A 17,644-nucleotide genomic window follows, 5' to 3' on the forward strand; every position below is an offset into this window, starting at 1 on the left:
CGTTACCTTAGCTTTTATCTCGGCCGTTCAATGGTGATAATTTCGCCAAGGCCGGTGTAATCGTTACCTCCCAATCTGCCGATCGGTGATAGTTTTTCCGCATCGATAGTCACACGTCCGTTGTCGTTGGATGTGATCAATTCATCATCGACGTATACCGCTTTAATAAGTCCGAGAATCATGGCTTGAGAGTCGGTAATGTCTTCTACACGAAATTTTTCGCAAGCTAGAGCAATTCGTGCGTCTTTCAGTCTTGGCAGCCTGGAGCCTTCAAATTCGACGGTTTCGAGTTGTTGGGCGTCTATTTCCGATTCGCCATTGGCCAACGGACGGGCGCTTTCGGTTACGGCTGCGGCCATTTCTTTGTGGGGAATATGGATGACAAACTCGTTTCGTTCGATAATGTTTGCGCGCGTATCTTTCATGCTGCCGTCGTTTTTCTTGCCAACGGAAATCATGATGAGCGGTGGATCACTGGATACACCACTGAAATAAGAAAACGGCGCTAAATTGAGCGATTGGTTACTGTTTTCGGTAAGAACCCACGCAACTGGGCGAGGTACAATGCTCTGTGTTAGCGTAAAATAACGCTGATTGGGCGATAATTCGTCTAAATTGAAAATCATAGTCTAGCCGTTTGGGGTTTAAGAGTTTGGTGGTTACATGAGGTTAAGGTAATGGAAAACCGAATTCATGCAAAGAGTGAGTTTTCGAACACTGAGTTCAATCTTTGGCATCGAAAAGATACGGTGAGTCACCCCATAAAATATAGGAGCAACGCTTGAGAACACCGCTGATTACTCGCCAAGGTTTTGAAAACCTAAAGCAAGAACTCGATTATTTATGGCGAGAGGAACGACCGGAAGTAACCAAGAAAGTTTCTTGGGCGGCAAGTCTAGGTGATCGCAGTGAAAATGCCGATTATCAGTACAATAAAAAACGTCTTCGCGAAATTGATCGCCGTGTTCGCTATTTGCGCAAATCGATAGAGCATCTAAAAATTGTGGATTATCACCCAGAGCAAGAAGGCAAGGTATTCTTTGGCGCCTGGGTTGAAGTAGAAAATGAAGTCGGTGAATTGAAAAAATTTCGCATTGTTGGCTATGACGAAATTTTTAATCGAAAAGATTATATTTCTATTGATTCTCCCATGGCGCGTGCGCTGTTAAAAAAAGAAGTCGACGACGAAGCCGAAGTGGTGACCGAAGCAGGCACCGTCGAATGGATAATTAATTCCATCAGTTACGAAAAATAACATTCCTAAAACGTATTTATTAAACGACGTAAGCAATGACACACGAAAACCTTTCTTCTATTAACGCCTATTTAGTCGGTGGCGCGGTTCGAGATGAACTGTTGCAGCGACCGGTGGCTGATCGCGATTGGGTTGTGGTAGGTTCCACGCCGGAGCAATTAATCGATTTGGGCTTTACCCAAATTGGCAATGATTTTCCGTGTTTTTTACACCCAGATTCGAAAGAAGAGTACGCCTTAGCTCGAACCGAGCAAAAAAGTGGTGAAGGGCACACCGGATTTATTTGCGACTTCCATCCTAATATTTCTTTAGAAGACGATTTGCTGCGTCGAGATCTTACGATTAATGCCATTGCTAAGCGCGACAATGGCGACTACGTTGATCCCTACGGTGGCATCGATGATCTTAATAATCGTGTTCTTCGGCATGTTTCTCCCGCGTTTGTTGAAGATCCTCTGCGAGTTTTAAGGGTTGCCCGGTTTGCCGCCCGATTTGCAAATTTAGGGTTTTCGGTTCACTCCGATACTATGGCATTGATGTCGGTATTGGCGCAAAACGACGAGCTTGATTTACTGACACCTGAGCGTGTTTGGAAGGAAATTTCCCGAGCCTTAACCGAGCCAAAACCGAGCGAATTTTTTCGTGTTTTGCGGGCTTGTGGCGCATTAAAATCTATTATGCCCGAGCTTGATTGTTTGTTTGGTGTTCCACAACCCGAACAGCACCACCCCGAAATAGATACCGGCGAGCACGTTATGCTTTGCCTCGATTACGCCCGCCAACAATTTAATGATTTAACCGTAACCTGGGCGGTGCTGTTGCATGATTTGGGTAAAGGCGTAACGCCAAAAGAGCAGTGGCCCAGTCACGTCGACCATGAAAACCTCGGCGAGCCGTTAGTTCGAGAGGTGAATAAGCGATTAAAAACACCCAAAGAACTCGGTGAAATTTCCGCTCTCGTTGCCAAACATCATCTTCGCGCACATCAATTGAAGGTTATGAAAGCGGGAACCATAATGAAACTGATCGAGAGCCTCGATGGCATTCGTCGTCCTGAACGTGTCGGCTTATTTATTAATGCTTGCGAAGCGGATGCTCGGGGTCGATTGGGATTGGAAGAGTCACCTTATCCTCAAAGAATTGTTTTAGAAAATGCTTTAATTGCCGCGAAATCAGTAGAAGTAAAACCGCTGTTAGAAAAAGGCTACAAAGGAAAAGATTTGGCCGAGCAAATTCGTCAAGCACGAATTAAAGCAATTAAGCACAGCTTGCAATAATAACGCATCAGCTGACTTTTTAATGTTTTTCGCTAATGAGTCTTGGTAAAAGGAGTTTTGGTAAAAGAGTGAAGTTTGTTTCGATTTTAATTACATCAATTTTTTGCTGGATTCAGTCATCAAATTCTATGGCCGAAATCGTCGTGGTTGATGATTTAGGGCAAACCGTGCGGTTGGAAAAAGCAGCGGAACGTATTGTCAGCTTAGCTCCGCATTTAACGGAAAATTTATTTGCCATCGGTGCGGGTAACTCTGTGATTGCAGTGTCGGCATTCAGTAATTTTCCGCCACAAGCGCAACAGCTTCCCAGTGTGGGTGATTTTCAACACGTCAACGTCGAGAAAATTATTTCGTTGCAACCGGATTTAGTCGTTGCCTGGGTCGATGGCGGCGATACCACCAGCATAGGTCAGTTACAAAAATTTGGTATTCCCGTGTATTGGTCCAAGCCTAATAAAATTGCTGGAATTGTGACGGAATTTAATCACCTTGGAAAATTAACGGGCAAGCACCAAAAAGCTGACGATGTGATTGCCGCGTTTAATCGTTCATTAGCGAGCCTGAACCAATACCAAGCACGCGAAAAAATTCCGGTTTTTTATCAGGTTTGGTCAACGCCTTTACAAACCTTGAATAAGAATACATTAATCAATGATGTTATCAGTCTGTGTGGTGGCGTTAATGTTTTTGCCGAAGCGCTAGCAACGGTTCCTCAAGTTGCCATGGAGCAAGTAATTGCTAAAAACCCCGAAGTTATTTTAGGCAGTCACGCGTTTGATGACTCTCCTGCTTGGCCTGCGGCCTGGAGCGAGTGGCCTATGATTTCAGCGGTTGCTAATCAACGTGTTCATTCGGTGAATGCTGATTGGCTTTCACGACATACCGCGCGTATTTTATTGGGCGCTCAAGAGGTTTGTCGCTATCTTGAACAGGCGAGAATTTCTGAGTGATTTGTTTTAAAAGTGATTGAACGTATCGGGTAAATCGTGTTTCATGCCCGCAGTTTTATCGACAACGATTTATTTTCACTTATTCACGCTGTTTCACGATGTAACCTTATGCTTAATCTACGTACTGGAATCTATAAACATTATAAAGGCCCACGCTATTTGGTGATGGATGTTGCTAAACACAGCGAAACCGAAGAACAGTTGGTGGTTTATCGCTGTTTGTATGGCAATTATGACCTTTGGGTTCGGCCTTTAGGCATGTTTACGGAATCGGTGCTGGTTAATAACGAACCTGTGCCACGATTCGAGTACATTGGTGAAATGGCCGATGAGGAACGTGTAGAACTCAACCATAAAATTGCCAACCTATGATTTGGAATTGTCCTCTGTGTAACAGCGAATTGGTTATTTACGATTCGTGTTTAAAATGCTCAAACAACCACAGTTTCGATATCGCTCGCCAGGGCTACGTTAATTTGTTGCCCGTGCAAAAAAAACATTCCAAAAATCCGGGCGATTCTCAAATGATGATTCAAGCAAGAAATCGCTTTTTGCAGCAAGGATTTTATGAGCCCCTTGCCCAAGCCATCAGTGAAATGATTGACGATTATTTTTCAGAAATTACTGAGTCTGATCAGCCGTTAACGGGGTTGGATTTGGGGGGGGGTGACGGCTATTTTTCCAGTTATCTCAATCAGCATCAGGGCACAGAAAAATCCAATGGCAAGGTAACCTGGTGGTTGTCGGATATTTCAAAAGAAGCCGTCAAATTGGCAGCCAAGCGGTTTCCCAAGACTCAAACTGCGGTGGCCAACAGTTTGGATCTTCCTGTCGTTAATCAATCTGTTGATTGTATTTTTCAAGCGTTTGCTCCGGCCTCAGACTCGGAATCTGACCGAGTGTTGAGCGAGCGCGGTATTTGGATTCGTGTGTATCCGGGTACTCAGCATTTGCAGGAGATGCGTTCTATTATTTTTAAGGATGCACAACCTCACAAGCCTTGGCCTGATCCTGAGGGCTTTGAGCGCCTTGCGGAAAAACAGCTAAATTTTTCGCTGCGTGTAGAATCCGAACAAAATAAACAGGATTTGTTGGCGATGACGCCGATGTATTGGCGCAGCCGTCCGGAAGATCAAACACTTTGGTTACATTCTCAAAACCACGATGTTACCGCAAACTTTGTGATCACTTGTTTTAAACGACATGACTGAACAACACGATATTTATTGGATGGAACGTGCCTTGGCGTTAGCCGATCAAGCCTCTTCGATTGGTGAGGTTCCCGTAGCCGCAATTGTGGTAAAAGAAGGGGAGCTAATTGCCGAGGCTTGGAATCAACCAATTTCCACGTGTGATCCTACCGCCCATGCGGAAGTGTTGGCGATACGCAAAGCGTCTCAGGCCATTGGCAATTATCGCTTGGTAGATTGCGAGCTGTTTGTCACGTTAGAACCCTGTGCAATGTGTACGGGCGCGATTATTCACAGTCGAGTAAAGCGTTTAATCTACGGCGCGAAAGAGCCTAAAGCCGGTGCGATAGAAAGTCGATTAAAGCTAATTGAAGAGGGTTACGGGAATCATTATTTAACCGTAACCGGTGGTGTTCTTGAGGAGCGTTGTTCTGAGAAGCTGAGTGCTTTTTTTGCTCAGCGTCGCGAACAAATTAAAGCTCAGAAGCGCTTGAAGCAGCAGTTAAAACAACAGCAGGCTTCTGAGCAGTAGAGATTTACAGAATCGGTTGAGAGAGTTCCAGTGAGTCGTCGTTTTGGAATCTTACCGGCTGTACGTCTGAATGTGGATCTTTGCGAGTCGATGCAAAGGCGCGATTTTGATTTTTAAAGGTGTCGTGCCAGGTCAGGATTGTGTAGTAACGCTGAATGTTTTCAACGTACTGCACCGGCTCCCAACCGCGTGCGTATCCGTGTTTAAGCGAGCGGTAATATTTGCGCTTTGCTAACAGTGGCAAATTTTCTCTAACATCGTCCCATTTGTCGGGATTGCCGCCGAGATGCTCTGTTAGCACTCTCGCATCTTCCAAATGGCCCATGCCCACGTTGTAGGCGGCTAAAGCCATCCAAGTGCGGTCTTCACCTTGAATTCTGTCTGGAATGCGATCAAATATTTTCTTGAAGTACTTTGCACCGCCAAAAATGCTTTGCACCGCATCAATTCTGTTATCCACGCCCATTTCTTTGGCGGTAGTTTGAGTGAGCATCATAAAGCCACGCACACCCGTACGTGATCGGGCTTTGGGATTCCAGTGAGATTCTTGGTAGCTAATCGCCGCCAGCAATCGCCATTCAATATTGAATTCTTCACCGGCTTCTTTCAGGTGGTTTTCCCACTTGGGCAGGCGAGATTCAATTTTGCCCGAAATAGTAAGTGCGCCGCCGCGATCCAGATCGATGTCATTGTTGTATTTGGCGACCCATTCATCCAGTTGCCCACTGGCTTTAACTGAGTCCAAATAGTTTTGAGCAACTTCGAACAGGCTGTCGTCAATGTGATTTGGGAACGCCCAGGCGAGTGACTGAGAACCTTCGAGCTCAATGGCAATATCGGCTCTTGGGTAAATCTTCTCGGTCATTTCGAATGCGTGAGAGTCGACAATGGTGTAATCGATTTTCCCTGAGTGGACCATTTCGATCAGCTCGATCATTTCGGCCTCAGGGCTCTCAGTCCATTGCAACTGAGGAATTTCAGCTTGAATGTTTTTTAAACGCTGGGAGTGAGCGCTGTCGGAGATGACAAGAATGTTTTTGCCAACCAAGTCTTCTAAGCTCTTTGGCTTAGGGTTTCGTCGGTTGTAGATGAGAACTTCTTGTACATCTCGGTAAGAGGTTGCGAAACGCACGCTTTCTGATCGCTCAGGATTGGATGTTAATCCAGCTGCGGCAAAATGCGCTTGGCCATCAGCGACTTTTGAAATCACACGGCCAATGTTTTCTTGCTCGTGAATAACAAGTTCAACACCGAGATAGTCGGCAAAACCCTTCGATAAATCGTACTCTAAGCCGGTGTAGCCGTTAGAGTCTTCATAGTAGGTGGTTGGGCCGTTGCGGGATATGACGTCCAGTTTTCCGTTGGCGTAGACCTTTTCCAATTCTGTGGGTAGATGGCTGCTGATTAAAGGCGCACACAAGCCGCCGACTACTGCAGTAGCAACCGACAATTTTAGTACTCGCTTAAACAAACCAAATATCGACATAAGTTAGATGTCTTCCTTTTCTATTAGATTGAACTAACGTTAGGTGCACCAAGATGAATAGCTAATGAACGTTGTTGAACAAAAAGTGCGCGAATTTTAACGGCCAATTTCGAGAGACGCTAGATTGAAAATAATGAAAAATTATAGTAGGCGCCCAAAAAGTTTCTGTTTTGAATAATGGTTTGTATATTTCTTATCCAAATAAAAACCTGATTAAAAAGCGCCTGCTAACTTTGTGAGCTACGCACGGTTTATATTTCTGGTTTCGTTCAAAAAATAAAAAGCTATTAACTATTTTGTTTTAAGACGAATAAAGTTTAAAAAAAGTTTACGTGTGATCTCGTTCAAAATTTAGGAATGAAACATTCAATGGTTGTTATTTGATCTAAAACACGCTTTTTATACAAGTTAATCTTTGTATTTGTGCACACTAATTGATGTGGATAGTGACAATCTTATGCCTTAAGTCTCACCTTAAACGGTTAAACCTAACAAAGTGTTCCTTCATGCAGAGTCGGCAGGTGCCAAACTAAAAATTAACACGCCTGAAAAATAAACCTGGAGGTCGGATGTAAGGCCTTGGCAATTCAAGTACAATGCGCCGCAAAATTGACCCCAGAAAATCTGGTCAATACTTGCTTTACCTATCGACAAAGTTATTGAGGCTTTATATATCAATGTTAATTCTGCCTGGCTCCGAAGCACTCTCCCAGTTTCGCCGCGAAAAACTCCTGAAGCTGTTCAACGAATCCGAAATTGGTGTATCGAGTGTTTGTGCTGTTTACATGCATGTAATTGATTTCAACGATGGATCATCTGAAGACGATTTAACCCCAGAGCAGAACGACGTTATCAAGCAATTGCTGCAATACGGCCCCTCCGCTGGTCAGACCTCTGGCAGCGGTGACTTATATATTGTGGCGCCAAGAATCGGCACTATTTCTCCTTGGTCGTCTAAGGCGACGGATATTTTCCATCAAGTGGGTTTAGAGGGCGTTGCCCGAGTTGAACGCGTAAAGGCGTTCTATATTGAAGGCGGTAACGAGCAGCGTGATCAGTTGCTAGCACTGATTCACGACCCAATGACCGAAACCGTATTTGACGATCTGCAACAGCTATCTGAACTGTTTACCAAGTTGGAGCCAAAGCCATCTTCAACCGTTGACGTATTAGGTGGTGGTAAAGACTCACTCGTCAGCGCCAACGAAACCTTAGGTTTAGCTCTCACCGATGATGAGATCGATTATCTAGTTAAAGGCTTCACTGAGTTGGAGCGCAATCCCGTTGATGTGGAATTAATGATGTTTGCTCAGGCAAACTCAGAACATTGCCGCCATAAGATTTTTAACGCCTCATGGACGCTAAATGATCAAGATCAGCCGCACAGTCTGTTCAAGATGATCAAAAATACCTATGAGTGCGGAGGTGACAACGTACTTTCTGCCTACGCCGACAATGCTTCGGTAATTACCGGTCATAAGGCGGGTCGTTTTTACCCGGATCACCAGTCACAAAGTTATTCTTACCATCAAGAAGACATTCACATCTTGATGAAGGTTGAAACCCACAACCATCCTACGGCTATCGCGCCATTCCCAGGTGCAGGTACGGGCTCAGGTGGTGAAATTCGCGACGAAGGTGCAGTGGGTCGCGGCTCCAAACCAAAAGCCGGTCTGTCAGGCTTTTCGGTCTCTCAGTTGTTGATTCCTGATTTCGTTCAACCGTGGGAAAACAGCTACGGCAAGCCCGATCGTATCGTATCGGCTCTCGATATCATGATTGAAGGCCCAATTGGAGGTGCTGCGTTTAACAACGAGTTTGGGCGTCCCAATTTGTGCGGTTATTTCCGTTCCTTTGAGGCGGATTTTGACGGTCAGCGTCGCGGCTACCATAAGCCGATTATGATTGCGGGCGGTTACGGTAATATCAAAGCTGAGCACGTTGACCAAAACACCTACGATGCCGGTTGTAAGCTGGTGGTTCTCGGTGGCCCTGCCATGCTGATTGGTTTGGGTGGGGGTGCTGCTTCCTCTGTCACCTCTGGTAGTTCTTCACAAGATTTGGATTTTGCGTCAGTGCAACGTCAGAACCCTGAAATGCAGCGCCGCGCACAAGAAGTGATCGATCGCTGTTGGCAGTTGGGTGACGATAACCCCATTGCGTTTATTCACGACGTGGGTGCGGGTGGTTTATCAAATGCATTCCCAGAGCTTGCCAAAGATGGCGGTTGTGGCGCGGATTTCGAATTGCGCAATGTGCCTAACGATGAGCCAGGAATGAGCCCGCTGGAGCTTTGGTGTAACGAATCCCAAGAACGTTACGTGATGGCGATTCGCCCAGAGAATTTATCGGTTTTCGAAGACATTTGTAAACGTGAACGTGCGCCGTTTGCTGTCGTTGGCGAAGCTATTGATGAGCAGCGATTGATTCTGAACGATCGCCACTTCGATGCTAAACAAGTCGATCTACCGATGTCGCTGTTATTTGGCAAGCCGCCGAAGATGCATCGAACCGGACAAAAACACACGGGTGTTACTCAGGTGTTTGCCACCGAGAATATCGAACTGAACGAAGCCGCTGAACGCGTTCTTCAACACCCAACGGTGGCCAGCAAAAACTTCTTAATTACCATTGGTGACCGCTCTATCACCGGTCAGGTAGTACGTGATCAAATGGTTGGTCCTTGGCAGGTGCCAGTGGCGGACTGTGCTGTCACCACGTCCTCGTACGACAGCTACTTTGGTGAAGCTATGTCGATGGGTGAGCGCACACCATCAGCTCTAATTAATGCCCCGGCTTCCGGTCGTATGGCCATCGCTGAGGCGATTACCAATATTGCCAGCACGCGTATCGGTGCTATTGGTGATATTAAGTTATCTGCCAACTGGATGTGTGCCGCTGGCCACAAAGGTGAAGACGAAAAACTTTACCGCACGGTTGAAGCTGTCGGTATGGAATTGTGCCCTGAGCTGGGCATTACCATTCCTGTGGGTAAAGACTCTATGTCTATGCGCACCGCATGGGAAGACAACGGTGAAAGCAAATCCGTTACGGCTCCGTTGTCGTTGGTGATTTCTGCGTTCGCACCAGTATTGGATGTTCGCAAAACACTGACGCCACAGTTGCGTACCGATTTGGGTGAAACCGACTTGGTGTTTGTCGATCTTGCTAACGGCCAGCAGCGTATGGGAGCTTCGATCTTAGCTCAGGTGTATCAGCAGCTTGGCGATGAAGTTCCAGATCTAGATCAGGCATCGTGGTTGGCGGATTTCTTCTCGACAACTCAAGAGCTGTTGGCTGCAGATCAGTTAATTGCCTACCACGACCGCTCAGACGGTGGTTTGTTTGCAACATTGGTTGAGATGGCCTTTGCCGGTCACACTGGTATCGATGTTGATTTAACCGAATTGCCAGGTGAGTTGCTGGAGTCACTCTTTAACGAAGAGCTTGGCGCTGTTATTCAGGTTGCATCGGAAAACACAGAATCAGTGTTGAACAGCTACCGAAATGCAGGTTTGCAAGTTTTCGCGATCGGAAAACTCAACGACGATAAGCAAGTTAGAATTTCTCGCAACGAAGAATTGGTGTTCGAGCAGGCGCAATCGTACTTGCAACAATTGTGGAGCGAAACCAGTTTCCGAATTCAATCATTGCGCGATAACCCTATTTGTGCGGAACAAGAATTCAACCGAATTTTGGGTCGCAACGATGGCTTAAGTGCGAGTTTGACCTTTGATCCTAACGAAGATGTCTCTGCGCCGTATTTAAATCTCTCGGTAAAACCAAAGGTGGCGATTTTACGAGAGCAGGGTGTTAATGGTCAGGTCGAAATGGCCGTTGCCTTCCAAAGAGCCGGTTTTGATGCCATTGATGTTCACATGAGCGACCTGCTTGAAGGACGACTGACGTTAGAAGGTTTTAAAGGTTTGGCTGCTTGTGGTGGCTTCTCCTACGGTGACGTATTGGGTGCAGGCGAAGGTTGGGCAAAAACTGTTTTGTTTAACGCTCGTGTACGCGATATGTTTTCGGAATTCTTCGTTCGCTCCGATACGTTCAGTTTAGGTGTTTGTAACGGTTGCCAAATGATGAGCAACCTTAAAGAACTTATTCCGGGTGCTGATTACTGGCCGAGATTTGTGCGCAATCTTTCTGAGCAATTTGAAGCGCGAACCTGCCTAGTGAAAGTTGAATCTACGCCGTCTGTTCTTATGGCCGGTATGGCGGGTTCTCACATGCCGGTTGTAGTTGCCCACGGAGAAGGTCACGCGGAATTTCGAGACCAAGCGCATTTGCAAGCCTGTGAGGATTCCGGCACAGTGGGTCTTCGCTACGTCGATAACGGCATTGAAGTTACCGAAAATTACCCAGCGAATCCAAACGGTTCTCCGCAAGGTATTACGTGTTTGTCCAGCACCGATGGTCGAGCAACCATCATGATGCCTCATCCAGAGCGTGTTATTCGCACGGTGTGTAACTCTTGGCACCCGGATCATTGGCAAGAAGATGCTCCTTGGATGCGCGTATTTAGAAACGCGCGGATTTTTGTCGATTAAATTCCGTAGGCCCACTTGGGGGCTTTATGTTTAATTCGCTGGCTTTTATGAAAACCGGTGAATTAAACGTTAATTTTCCTCGTAGTTGTTTCGATAGCGTCTTCCAATTTAATAAGTGTTATCGCTAAATTCACTCATTTAACAGAGTACAATTGAATGTCTAATAAGTTTGAATCCAATGAAGCCCGAGCGAGCTATGGTATCGGTCGTCAACTCGGTGACCGTATTGCAGAGAAACCATTTTCCAGTTTTGATACCGAAGCTGCTCTAGCTGGCTTTGTTGATGGTATGAACAGCGCAGAGTTACAAGTCAGTGCTGACGATATCAATGCCGCTTTCACTGTGATTCAGCAAGAAGTTGAAGAGCAGAAGAAAAAAGAAGCCGAAACTCTTGGTGCTGCGGGTGCTGAATTCCTTAAGAAGAACGCAGAAGAAGACGGTGTTGTGGTTCTAGAATCTGGCCTTCAATATAAAGTATTGGTTGAAGGTAATGGCGAAAAACCTACCAGCGCTTCTACCGTTAGAACCCACTACCACGGCACATTAATTGACGGAACTATTTTTGACAGTTCTGTTGATCGCGGTGTACCAGCAGAGTTTCCTGTCAACGGTGTTATTCCCGGTTGGACTGAAGCATTACAATTAATGCCTGTTGGTTCTAAATGGCGTTTGTACGTGCCTTACAACCTAGCCTACGGTGAGCGTGGTGCGGGTGGTAAAATCGGACCTTACTCTACATTGATTTTTGACGTTGAATTGATTGATATTCTTTAATACCTTAAAAACTATAATGTATTTAAAAAGCCTCTTTTATAGAGGCTTTTTTGATTGGGTTCGATTTTATTTTGCCACTCATTAATTTTGCCCGGAAAAAACGTTAATTTTTGCTGATTGTTTTGTTAATAAAAATATTTAAAAACGTTTGCAGAGAATTTTAAAAAGAGAAATTTTTTATTATGTCTGAGACTGATAATCACGAAGATAAAATTTGGAATTTAATTGATCAGTTCGTTGATATGGCCAACTCATCGTGTGAGGATGGATTAAGCCCTGGTGATGTGCATCAAGCGTTAATGTATGCAAGTGCACGGTGGGGCGCATTTATTGTGGCTGCAAACAGCGAAACTCGCGATGAGTTTCGTGAAGACATTAAAGACTCACAAAAGTTTTTCTTAGATCAGTTTCGCGAGTATTTAAAAGATAATTTTAATGAGTACGATGAAAATTTTAAAATTTATCGCCGTGAAGAAGATTAATGTTTTATCTATAAGTGAATAAACCAGCCCGTAAGAATACGAGCTGGTTGTTTTCTTACTTTTGCATCAAATCCAGTAGCGCCAGTACAGTCGCTTCAACGCCTGCAGTTACCGAGGGCTCAGGGGAAATCTTGAAAAGTGGCGAATGGTGGCTGGCAACTTGAGGCCCGCCAGCGGCAGCTTTTTCAAAGTCTTCCGCGGGGGTTCCACCAACGGCAAAATAAACACTGGGAATGTATGGGTCGGTGGTAAACATGGGGAAATCCTCAGCACCCATTCCCGAAGGTTCAAGGCTAGAAACTTTTTCTGCTCCCATATTTTCAACCCAGAGAGATTTTAATCGACGTGCAAGTTCTGGGTTGTTTACCGTCGGTGGCACGCTCTCTTTCGAATAAATAACTTCAGGTAATTTATCATCTGGAAGCCCGGCGACTCGTCCCATATTTTCGGCAATGCGTTTAATGCCATCAAGCAGAATTTGGCGAGTTTCTAGGTTTGTGTTGCGAACAGTTAATTGTAGATGTGCGCTGTCAGAAATAATATTGTGTTTCGTACCACTGTGGAACGACCCGACCGTTACAACACCCGGTTGTCTTGGAGACAATTCGCGAGAAACCAAGGTTTGCAATGCAAGTACAATTTGCGAGCCTAAAACAATGGGGTCTTTGCCCGCGTGAGGGCTCGCGCCGTGAGCACCAACTCCGTGAATGATGATATCTACAGAGTCTGATCCCGCATAAGGGCTGCCTTCAACGACATTAATCACGCCCGCTTCTAAGCCGGACGATACGTGCAAAGCCAGAGCGTAATCGGGTACGCCAAATTTCTTCCACAGGCCGTCTTCCATCATGGCCTTTGCGCCAATGATTCGTTCTTCGGCGGGCTGGCCCACTAACATGAGTGTGCCCGACCATTGATCTTTCATCGCCTGCATTCTGCGGGCAGTTCCTACTAAGCTGGTAATGTGCATGTCGTGGCCGCACGCGTGCATCACGGGAACTTCATTGCCAGTAATTGGATCGATCTGACGAGCTTTAGAGGAATAGGGTAGCCCCGATTTTTCTTCTACCGGTAAGCCGTCCATGTCTGCGCGCATCATTACGAGTGGACCTTCACCATTTTTCATTACAGCAACAACGCCAGTGCCGCCGATACCTTGTGAAACGGAGAAGCCGACTTTTTCCAACTCTTTTGATAAACGAGCTGCCGTTTGTGTTTCTGCCAAACTTAATTCTGGATTGGCGTGAAAGTGTTTAAAAAGAGGATCAAGATAGTTGTCGTAATCTTTTTGGATAACGTTTGCTAGTGTCGAATCAGCGTTTGCATTAAACGCAGAAAGTACGGCGAATGTCATAGGAATCAATAGTTTGCGGGACATTTACAGGGCTCCAACGGTTTCTCGCTAACGGTAAAATAAAGACTGAAACATAATCTACAAGACGAGTGGTATTTGAACTACCTGACAGAATGAGAAAGCCGAGAATCGATTGCTGTGGCGTGTTTTTGATTTTTTTGGCGGGAATTGCAGGTTTTTAAGTTTGTAATTTTAATAGTAAGGGTAAGTTAATTCTAGGGATCGAATTTTTTAGATAAACCCACATTTTAATGTGCGACGATAAAAAACAGCAATTTATAACGTGTTGGTTTGAGATTATCTAAATTAGCGCTAAAAATTTGAATAACGAAATTAATAAAGTTATTGAAAAGATGAATGGTAAAGAGTTTGAAAGGTGGAAGAGAGGAGAGTAGAAGAAGGGTGAATTGCGTTGCAATCCCTTAATGTGAAGGTTAATTGACATTAAGGGACTGAAATAAAGAAAAATTAGATTTCTAGTTTTTCTTCAACCGCTTTTAATTGCAAGCGAGCCAATGCTAAGTTCGCTTTGCTAGAGCTTAGTACGAAGTAAAGAAACAATCCGTCCAACTTTTGAGTGGGTCGGATTAGGTGGAATTGGTCAGATAGAGTAATAAGAATATCTTGAATTTCAGAACTCAAACCCAACATTTTCATGGTTTTCATTTTCGAGCGAACAACTTCGGTGTTACCGCCAGCTGCCACGTCTAGGTCAATTCCAGTTCCTGCACCGCCAAGTAACATGCCGCTGTTGTAATCCACAACTGCTGCTGCCATTGCGCCGTCGACTTCTAGCAACTCTTTTAAAACTGTATCAATGTTTGCCATTGTTTAATTCCATCATTGGTCATTAATTTGAATCTAAGAGGTTTTGGAAACCGGCTAACTGGTTTCTAAAGCTCCACAGTGCTAAACCGTGTTGAACGCCTTTGGCAAAAATTCCAAGGAGAACATAGTCTGTTTCAGTGGTGTTAATTAGACCGAAGATAATGAGTCCGTCAGCGGTTTCGACAATTCCTCCAAGGGCGTCTTTTTTCCCACAAGTTGTCGCTATCGTCAAGCTTAACCCGGCAAAAGATGCGGCCATAGCAGATAATTGTGTCGGCTCTATTGCAGAGCCTCGGTAATTTGCGCTTGCTATTTCGTGTCCGTCGGATGAACACAGTAAAAGGCTTTCGATGTCGTCACGAGTTAATGAGGAATCATTGAGGTGAGATTTAATTTTTTCAATTAATTCTGGCGGTAGATTCAAGCAATTATTCCTCTTGCAGTAAAAGATCAAGCTCCGCGTTGACAATTAATGCTTCTAAAAGCAGATTAACGTCACTGGACTCTCTTGGGTCCATAAAAAAGTAAGGTAGAGCTAATTCGAAATTAAGTGAAAATTGTTGCATGGTATCGGACACGTCATCGGAATCAGTGACTCTGTTTAATCCGATTACCATTGCACCTGTGTCGGCATGAGAACGGAATGCATTAATGTAATATTCCAACTCATCTGACCAGTTGCTTTGGCTGCAGTCTAGTAACAGAATACTGCCTAAAGAGCCTTTTGCCACGATAGGCCAAATAAAACTAAAGTGGCGTTGGCCCGGAATTCCGTACAGAGCTAACTTATTGCCATCTTCTAGTGATAATTCTCCGTAGTCCATAGCAACCGTGGTGGTTGCTTTGGAATATACCGATTTATCGTGATTTTTTGCTTCTGTTTTTACCGTGGGGATATCGCTGATTGCGGTGATAGCCGTGGTTTTACCTGCGCCCATCGGGCCTACAAATACTACTTTAATGGCCATGAGATAATCCGAAATAAGACTGAATTTTCTTTCTTAGCCATACAAGTGTTTGCTTGTTTTGTAGTTCAGTAACACTTCCAAGTGTTGATGAGCTAATGTCTGAAGCTTTCACTGAAACGCCGCACACGTTGCAGGCATGTAAGAATGTCATAACCTGTTCGTTATCCAAACGACAGATTTTGGCTGCTTCACGAATTGAAATACTTTGCTTTGAGTATAAGGTTGCCAATTTAAAAATTTGTGGATTTGGCTCCCATTCGCTGATCTGTGGCCAGCTGATGAGTTTATAACCTTTATCTAAAGACCAGTGTAAGCGCGCAAAACCTATCTCTTTGCGAGCCAAATTCCACAATAATTTTTTCAAACTAATGCAGCTGCTCCAAACAAGCTTTTCTTTGATTGGAATTTCGTTTTTTTCTGTTATAGCAGATGGCGGTGTTTTTAAAATGGCATCAATTAGATCGTGTTCATCGCCATTTTCTAAATAAACTTTTCCATTATCGCTTTTAAATCTTACTAACTTCTGATTACACAAAAGTACAGTTTCGTGAGCACTTTTATCTTTCATTAATTCAGCAACGGCGGTTGCTGAGGAATGTTTCGCGGAAGGTTCGCATTGTTGCAGGAGTTCCATGAACTTCATAATGCGAATTGGATATTCTAATACCAGCTCAGAGGATGAATCTGGATGTTCGCCCACCAGTACGAGCTTTGAGCCAGGGTGAAGGTCAGTATGTTGCTTGGCAAGTACGACGTCGCCGTCGATACCTTCACCAGTGTATTGCCATCCGTGTTGGGTACGTGTAGCAATTAAACGGACCTGTTTTTTTATGACGTCAATTTCATGTGGTTCGAAACCATAGCTTTTTATTGAGTACATAGTGAACGCTTCGCTATATCCGTGGTTAGAGCTAAATTCCTTAAATATATTTTAATGCTCTGGCGATATCTGGCATCAAAATAATCCCCTGTGCGCGATAAGTCAATTATATGCAGCAAACAAATTTATTGATATGAATAAATGTAACTCAGTGTAAAAACTACACACCTTATTCATTGGTTAGCAGTCAGTTGAAATCGAGACAGGCTGTTATAAATTTTATTGCCAATACTAAATATATAACACGTTTAGCGCTGAGACAGAATTAAATATAAAGATATTCCCGTAAATTACACTGTTGTCGTCCGATTTTTCAGAATTTCAGCGGCTATTTCTGTTGGTCTAGATTATTGATTTGTAAAGATAACGTTTTGTCTGATTTAGACAATCACATGCAGAATATGAAATAGCATAAAAATGTGAAAAATTAAGAAACTTATTTATATACAGGCTATATCCTGTTTTTCAGAGTGAATACTAAGCACTTTATTCACATTAAAACCTTAATCTAGGTGCCAGTTCATCCGATTTTATCGAACAAAAATTGTCTGCTGATAGACTTTTTTTATCACTTGTTAACAAACGTATTGCCGGTTTGCAATAATTATACAGTTTGTAAGCGGTCTGATCGTTTGAGATAAAATAACTGCAATACCAATTTTACATTTTGGTGGCATTATTGATCGGAGCACCTGGGTGAATTGCTGCTTTCATACTCGTCTCCGTATTTAACCCGTTTATCTCCCTCTCTGTTTAGATTGTTTAAACGCAACAGAGTTTTAGATTACGCAGTTTGTTAAAAGCATTATTAAAGCATGTAAAAAGATTCTTCTTGAATTGAAGGCGAACTTTCAGGAATTTACCGCCATTTTGCCTAAAAATTGAGTGGTGTAGGGTAAATTCTCTATCTGTATTCCTTCGATTTTGCTGCTCTGAGCCGGTTCTGCTGGAGAATTATTTTCCCGTTAAAATAATAAATCTTTTATGATTTGTATTTTCTTTAATAAGAATAAATATTATTTCGATCGCCGCTTGCGCTATTTTGAGCTTGTTTTAGCTTCAATTCGCTTCAGTCTAAAGTAACTGTTTTTGGGCAATTATTTTTTAATGGAATC

Annotated in this window: 16 protein-coding genes; 9 read left to right on the forward strand and 7 right to left on the reverse strand. The window is 44.0% G+C overall.

Going from position 1 to position 17,644, the window contains the following annotated elements; genetic code table 11:
* Positions 1-14: 14 nt before the first annotated feature.
* Entirely contained in the window at positions 15-626 is a 612-nt protein-coding gene (locus LU361_RS11470) for a flavin reductase family protein (protein ID WP_233088983.1), read from the reverse strand.
* A 155-nt stretch (positions 627-781) separates the two neighbouring features.
* On the opposite strand from LU361_RS11470, the gene greB reads away from it, so the two are divergent.
* From greB to tadA, 6 genes are all read left to right on the forward strand, one after another.
* A complete protein-coding gene (greB, locus tag LU361_RS11475; protein ID WP_233088984.1) occupies positions 782-1,255 on the forward strand; it encodes a transcription elongation factor GreB in 474 nt (157 codons plus the stop codon).
* A gap of 59 nt (positions 1,256-1,314) precedes the next feature.
* Positions 1,315-2,532 (forward strand): multifunctional CCA addition/repair protein, encoded by a 1,218-nt coding sequence (locus tag LU361_RS11480; RefSeq protein ID WP_233089535.1) that lies wholly within the window; start codon positions 1,315-1,317, stop codon positions 2,530-2,532.
* A gap of 68 nt (positions 2,533-2,600) precedes the next feature.
* Complete coding sequence (locus LU361_RS11485) at positions 2,601-3,482, forward strand: cobalamin-binding protein (protein ID WP_233088985.1); 882 nt, start codon at positions 2,601-2,603, stop codon at positions 3,480-3,482.
* A 108-nt stretch (positions 3,483-3,590) separates the two neighbouring features.
* Positions 3,591-3,854, forward strand: coding sequence for a DUF1653 domain-containing protein (locus LU361_RS11490; protein ID WP_233088986.1), 264 nt, complete (start codon positions 3,591-3,593; stop codon positions 3,852-3,854).
* Positions 3,851-4,693 carry a putative RNA methyltransferase gene (locus LU361_RS11495; protein WP_233088987.1) on the forward strand — a complete coding sequence of 281 codons (843 nt, stop codon included), beginning with the start codon at positions 3,851-3,853 and terminating at the stop codon, positions 4,691-4,693. Before LU361_RS11490 ends, LU361_RS11495 begins: the two co-directional genes overlap by 4 nt.
* Positions 4,686-5,204, forward strand: a complete 519-nt coding sequence (gene tadA / locus LU361_RS11500; protein ID WP_233088988.1) for a tRNA adenosine(34) deaminase TadA — start codon at positions 4,686-4,688, stop codon at positions 5,202-5,204. Before LU361_RS11495 ends, tadA begins: the two co-directional genes overlap by 8 nt.
* 4 nt (positions 5,205-5,208) lie before the next feature.
* Here tadA and mltF read toward each other — a convergent pair whose 3' ends face one another.
* On the reverse strand, positions 5,209-6,690 hold the full coding sequence (gene mltF / locus LU361_RS11505) for a membrane-bound lytic murein transglycosylase MltF (RefSeq protein WP_233088989.1): 1,482 nt from the start codon (positions 6,688-6,690) through the stop codon (positions 5,209-5,211).
* Between the two features lie 677 nt (positions 6,691-7,367).
* On the opposite strand from mltF, the gene purL reads away from it, so the two are divergent.
* From purL to LU361_RS11520, 3 genes are all read left to right on the forward strand, one after another.
* A complete protein-coding gene (gene purL / locus LU361_RS11510; RefSeq protein ID WP_233088990.1) occupies positions 7,368-11,243 on the forward strand; it encodes a phosphoribosylformylglycinamidine synthase in 3,876 nt (1,291 codons plus the stop codon).
* 156 nt (positions 11,244-11,399) lie between these two features.
* Entirely contained in the window at positions 11,400-12,017 is a 618-nt protein-coding gene (gene bamJ / locus LU361_RS11515) for a BamJ family beta-barrel-assembly machinery protein (RefSeq protein ID WP_233088991.1), read from the forward strand.
* Positions 12,018-12,199: 182 nt separating this feature from the next.
* Entirely contained in the window at positions 12,200-12,499 is a 300-nt protein-coding gene (locus LU361_RS11520) for a DUF3144 domain-containing protein (RefSeq protein ID WP_233088992.1), read from the forward strand.
* Positions 12,500-12,554: 55 nt separating this feature from the next.
* On the opposite strand, the gene LU361_RS11525 is transcribed toward LU361_RS11520, so the two are convergent.
* The 5 genes from LU361_RS11525 to LU361_RS11545 form a co-directional block, all read right to left on the reverse strand.
* Positions 12,555-13,877, reverse strand: coding sequence for an amidohydrolase (locus LU361_RS11525; protein WP_233088993.1), 1,323 nt, complete (start codon positions 13,875-13,877; stop codon positions 12,555-12,557).
* Positions 13,878-14,321: 444 nt separating this feature from the next.
* On the reverse strand, positions 14,322-14,681 hold the full coding sequence (locus LU361_RS11530; protein WP_233088994.1) for a hypothetical protein: 360 nt from the start codon (positions 14,679-14,681) through the stop codon (positions 14,322-14,324).
* A gap of 22 nt (positions 14,682-14,703) precedes the next feature.
* Entirely contained in the window at positions 14,704-15,105 is a 402-nt protein-coding gene (locus tag LU361_RS11535; RefSeq protein WP_233088995.1) for a roadblock/LC7 domain-containing protein, read from the reverse strand.
* Positions 15,106-15,109: 4 nt separating this feature from the next.
* On the reverse strand, positions 15,110-15,649 hold the full coding sequence (locus LU361_RS11540) for a GTP-binding protein (RefSeq protein ID WP_233088996.1): 540 nt from the start codon (positions 15,647-15,649) through the stop codon (positions 15,110-15,112).
* On the reverse strand, positions 15,639-16,529 hold the full coding sequence (locus LU361_RS11545; RefSeq protein ID WP_233088997.1) for a hypothetical protein: 891 nt from the start codon (positions 16,527-16,529) through the stop codon (positions 15,639-15,641). Before LU361_RS11545 ends, LU361_RS11540 begins: the two co-directional genes overlap by 11 nt.
* Positions 16,530-17,644: the final 1,115 nt, after the last annotated feature.

Origin of the sequence: Sessilibacter corallicola (assembly GCF_021290925.1) — a bacterium.
Classification (GTDB): Bacteria; Pseudomonadota; Gammaproteobacteria; order Pseudomonadales; family Cellvibrionaceae; genus Sessilibacter; species Sessilibacter corallicola.

What these genes read in the sequence shown, in the direction of transcription:
- mltF (WP_233088989.1), bottom strand. Translation starts at nt 6,690, where the DNA reads ATGTCGATATTTGGTTTGTTTAAGCGAGTACTAAAATTGTCGGTTGCT.
- LU361_RS11540 (WP_233088996.1), bottom strand. Translation starts at nt 15,649, where the DNA reads ATGGCCATTAAAGTAGTATTTGTAGGCCCGATGGGCGCAGGTAAAACC.
- purL (WP_233088990.1), top strand. Translation starts at nt 7,368, where the DNA reads ATGTTAATTCTGCCTGGCTCCGAAGCACTCTCCCAGTTTCGCCGCGAA.
- LU361_RS11530 (WP_233088994.1), bottom strand. Translation starts at nt 14,681, where the DNA reads ATGGCAAACATTGATACAGTTTTAAAAGAGTTGCTAGAAGTCGACGGC.
- LU361_RS11490 (WP_233088986.1), top strand. Translation starts at nt 3,591, where the DNA reads ATGCTTAATCTACGTACTGGAATCTATAAACATTATAAAGGCCCACGC.
- LU361_RS11470 (WP_233088983.1), bottom strand. Translation starts at nt 626, where the DNA reads ATGATTTTCAATTTAGACGAATTATCGCCCAATCAGCGTTATTTTACG.
- tadA (WP_233088988.1), top strand. Translation starts at nt 4,686, where the DNA reads ATGACTGAACAACACGATATTTATTGGATGGAACGTGCCTTGGCGTTA.
- LU361_RS11495 (WP_233088987.1), top strand. Translation starts at nt 3,851, where the DNA reads ATGATTTGGAATTGTCCTCTGTGTAACAGCGAATTGGTTATTTACGAT.
- LU361_RS11520 (WP_233088992.1), top strand. Translation starts at nt 12,200, where the DNA reads ATGTCTGAGACTGATAATCACGAAGATAAAATTTGGAATTTAATTGAT.
- bamJ (WP_233088991.1), top strand. Translation starts at nt 11,400, where the DNA reads ATGTCTAATAAGTTTGAATCCAATGAAGCCCGAGCGAGCTATGGTATC.
- LU361_RS11525 (WP_233088993.1), bottom strand. Translation starts at nt 13,877, where the DNA reads ATGTCCCGCAAACTATTGATTCCTATGACATTCGCCGTACTTTCTGCG.
- LU361_RS11545 (WP_233088997.1), bottom strand. Translation starts at nt 16,529, where the DNA reads ATGTACTCAATAAAAAGCTATGGTTTCGAACCACATGAAATTGACGTC.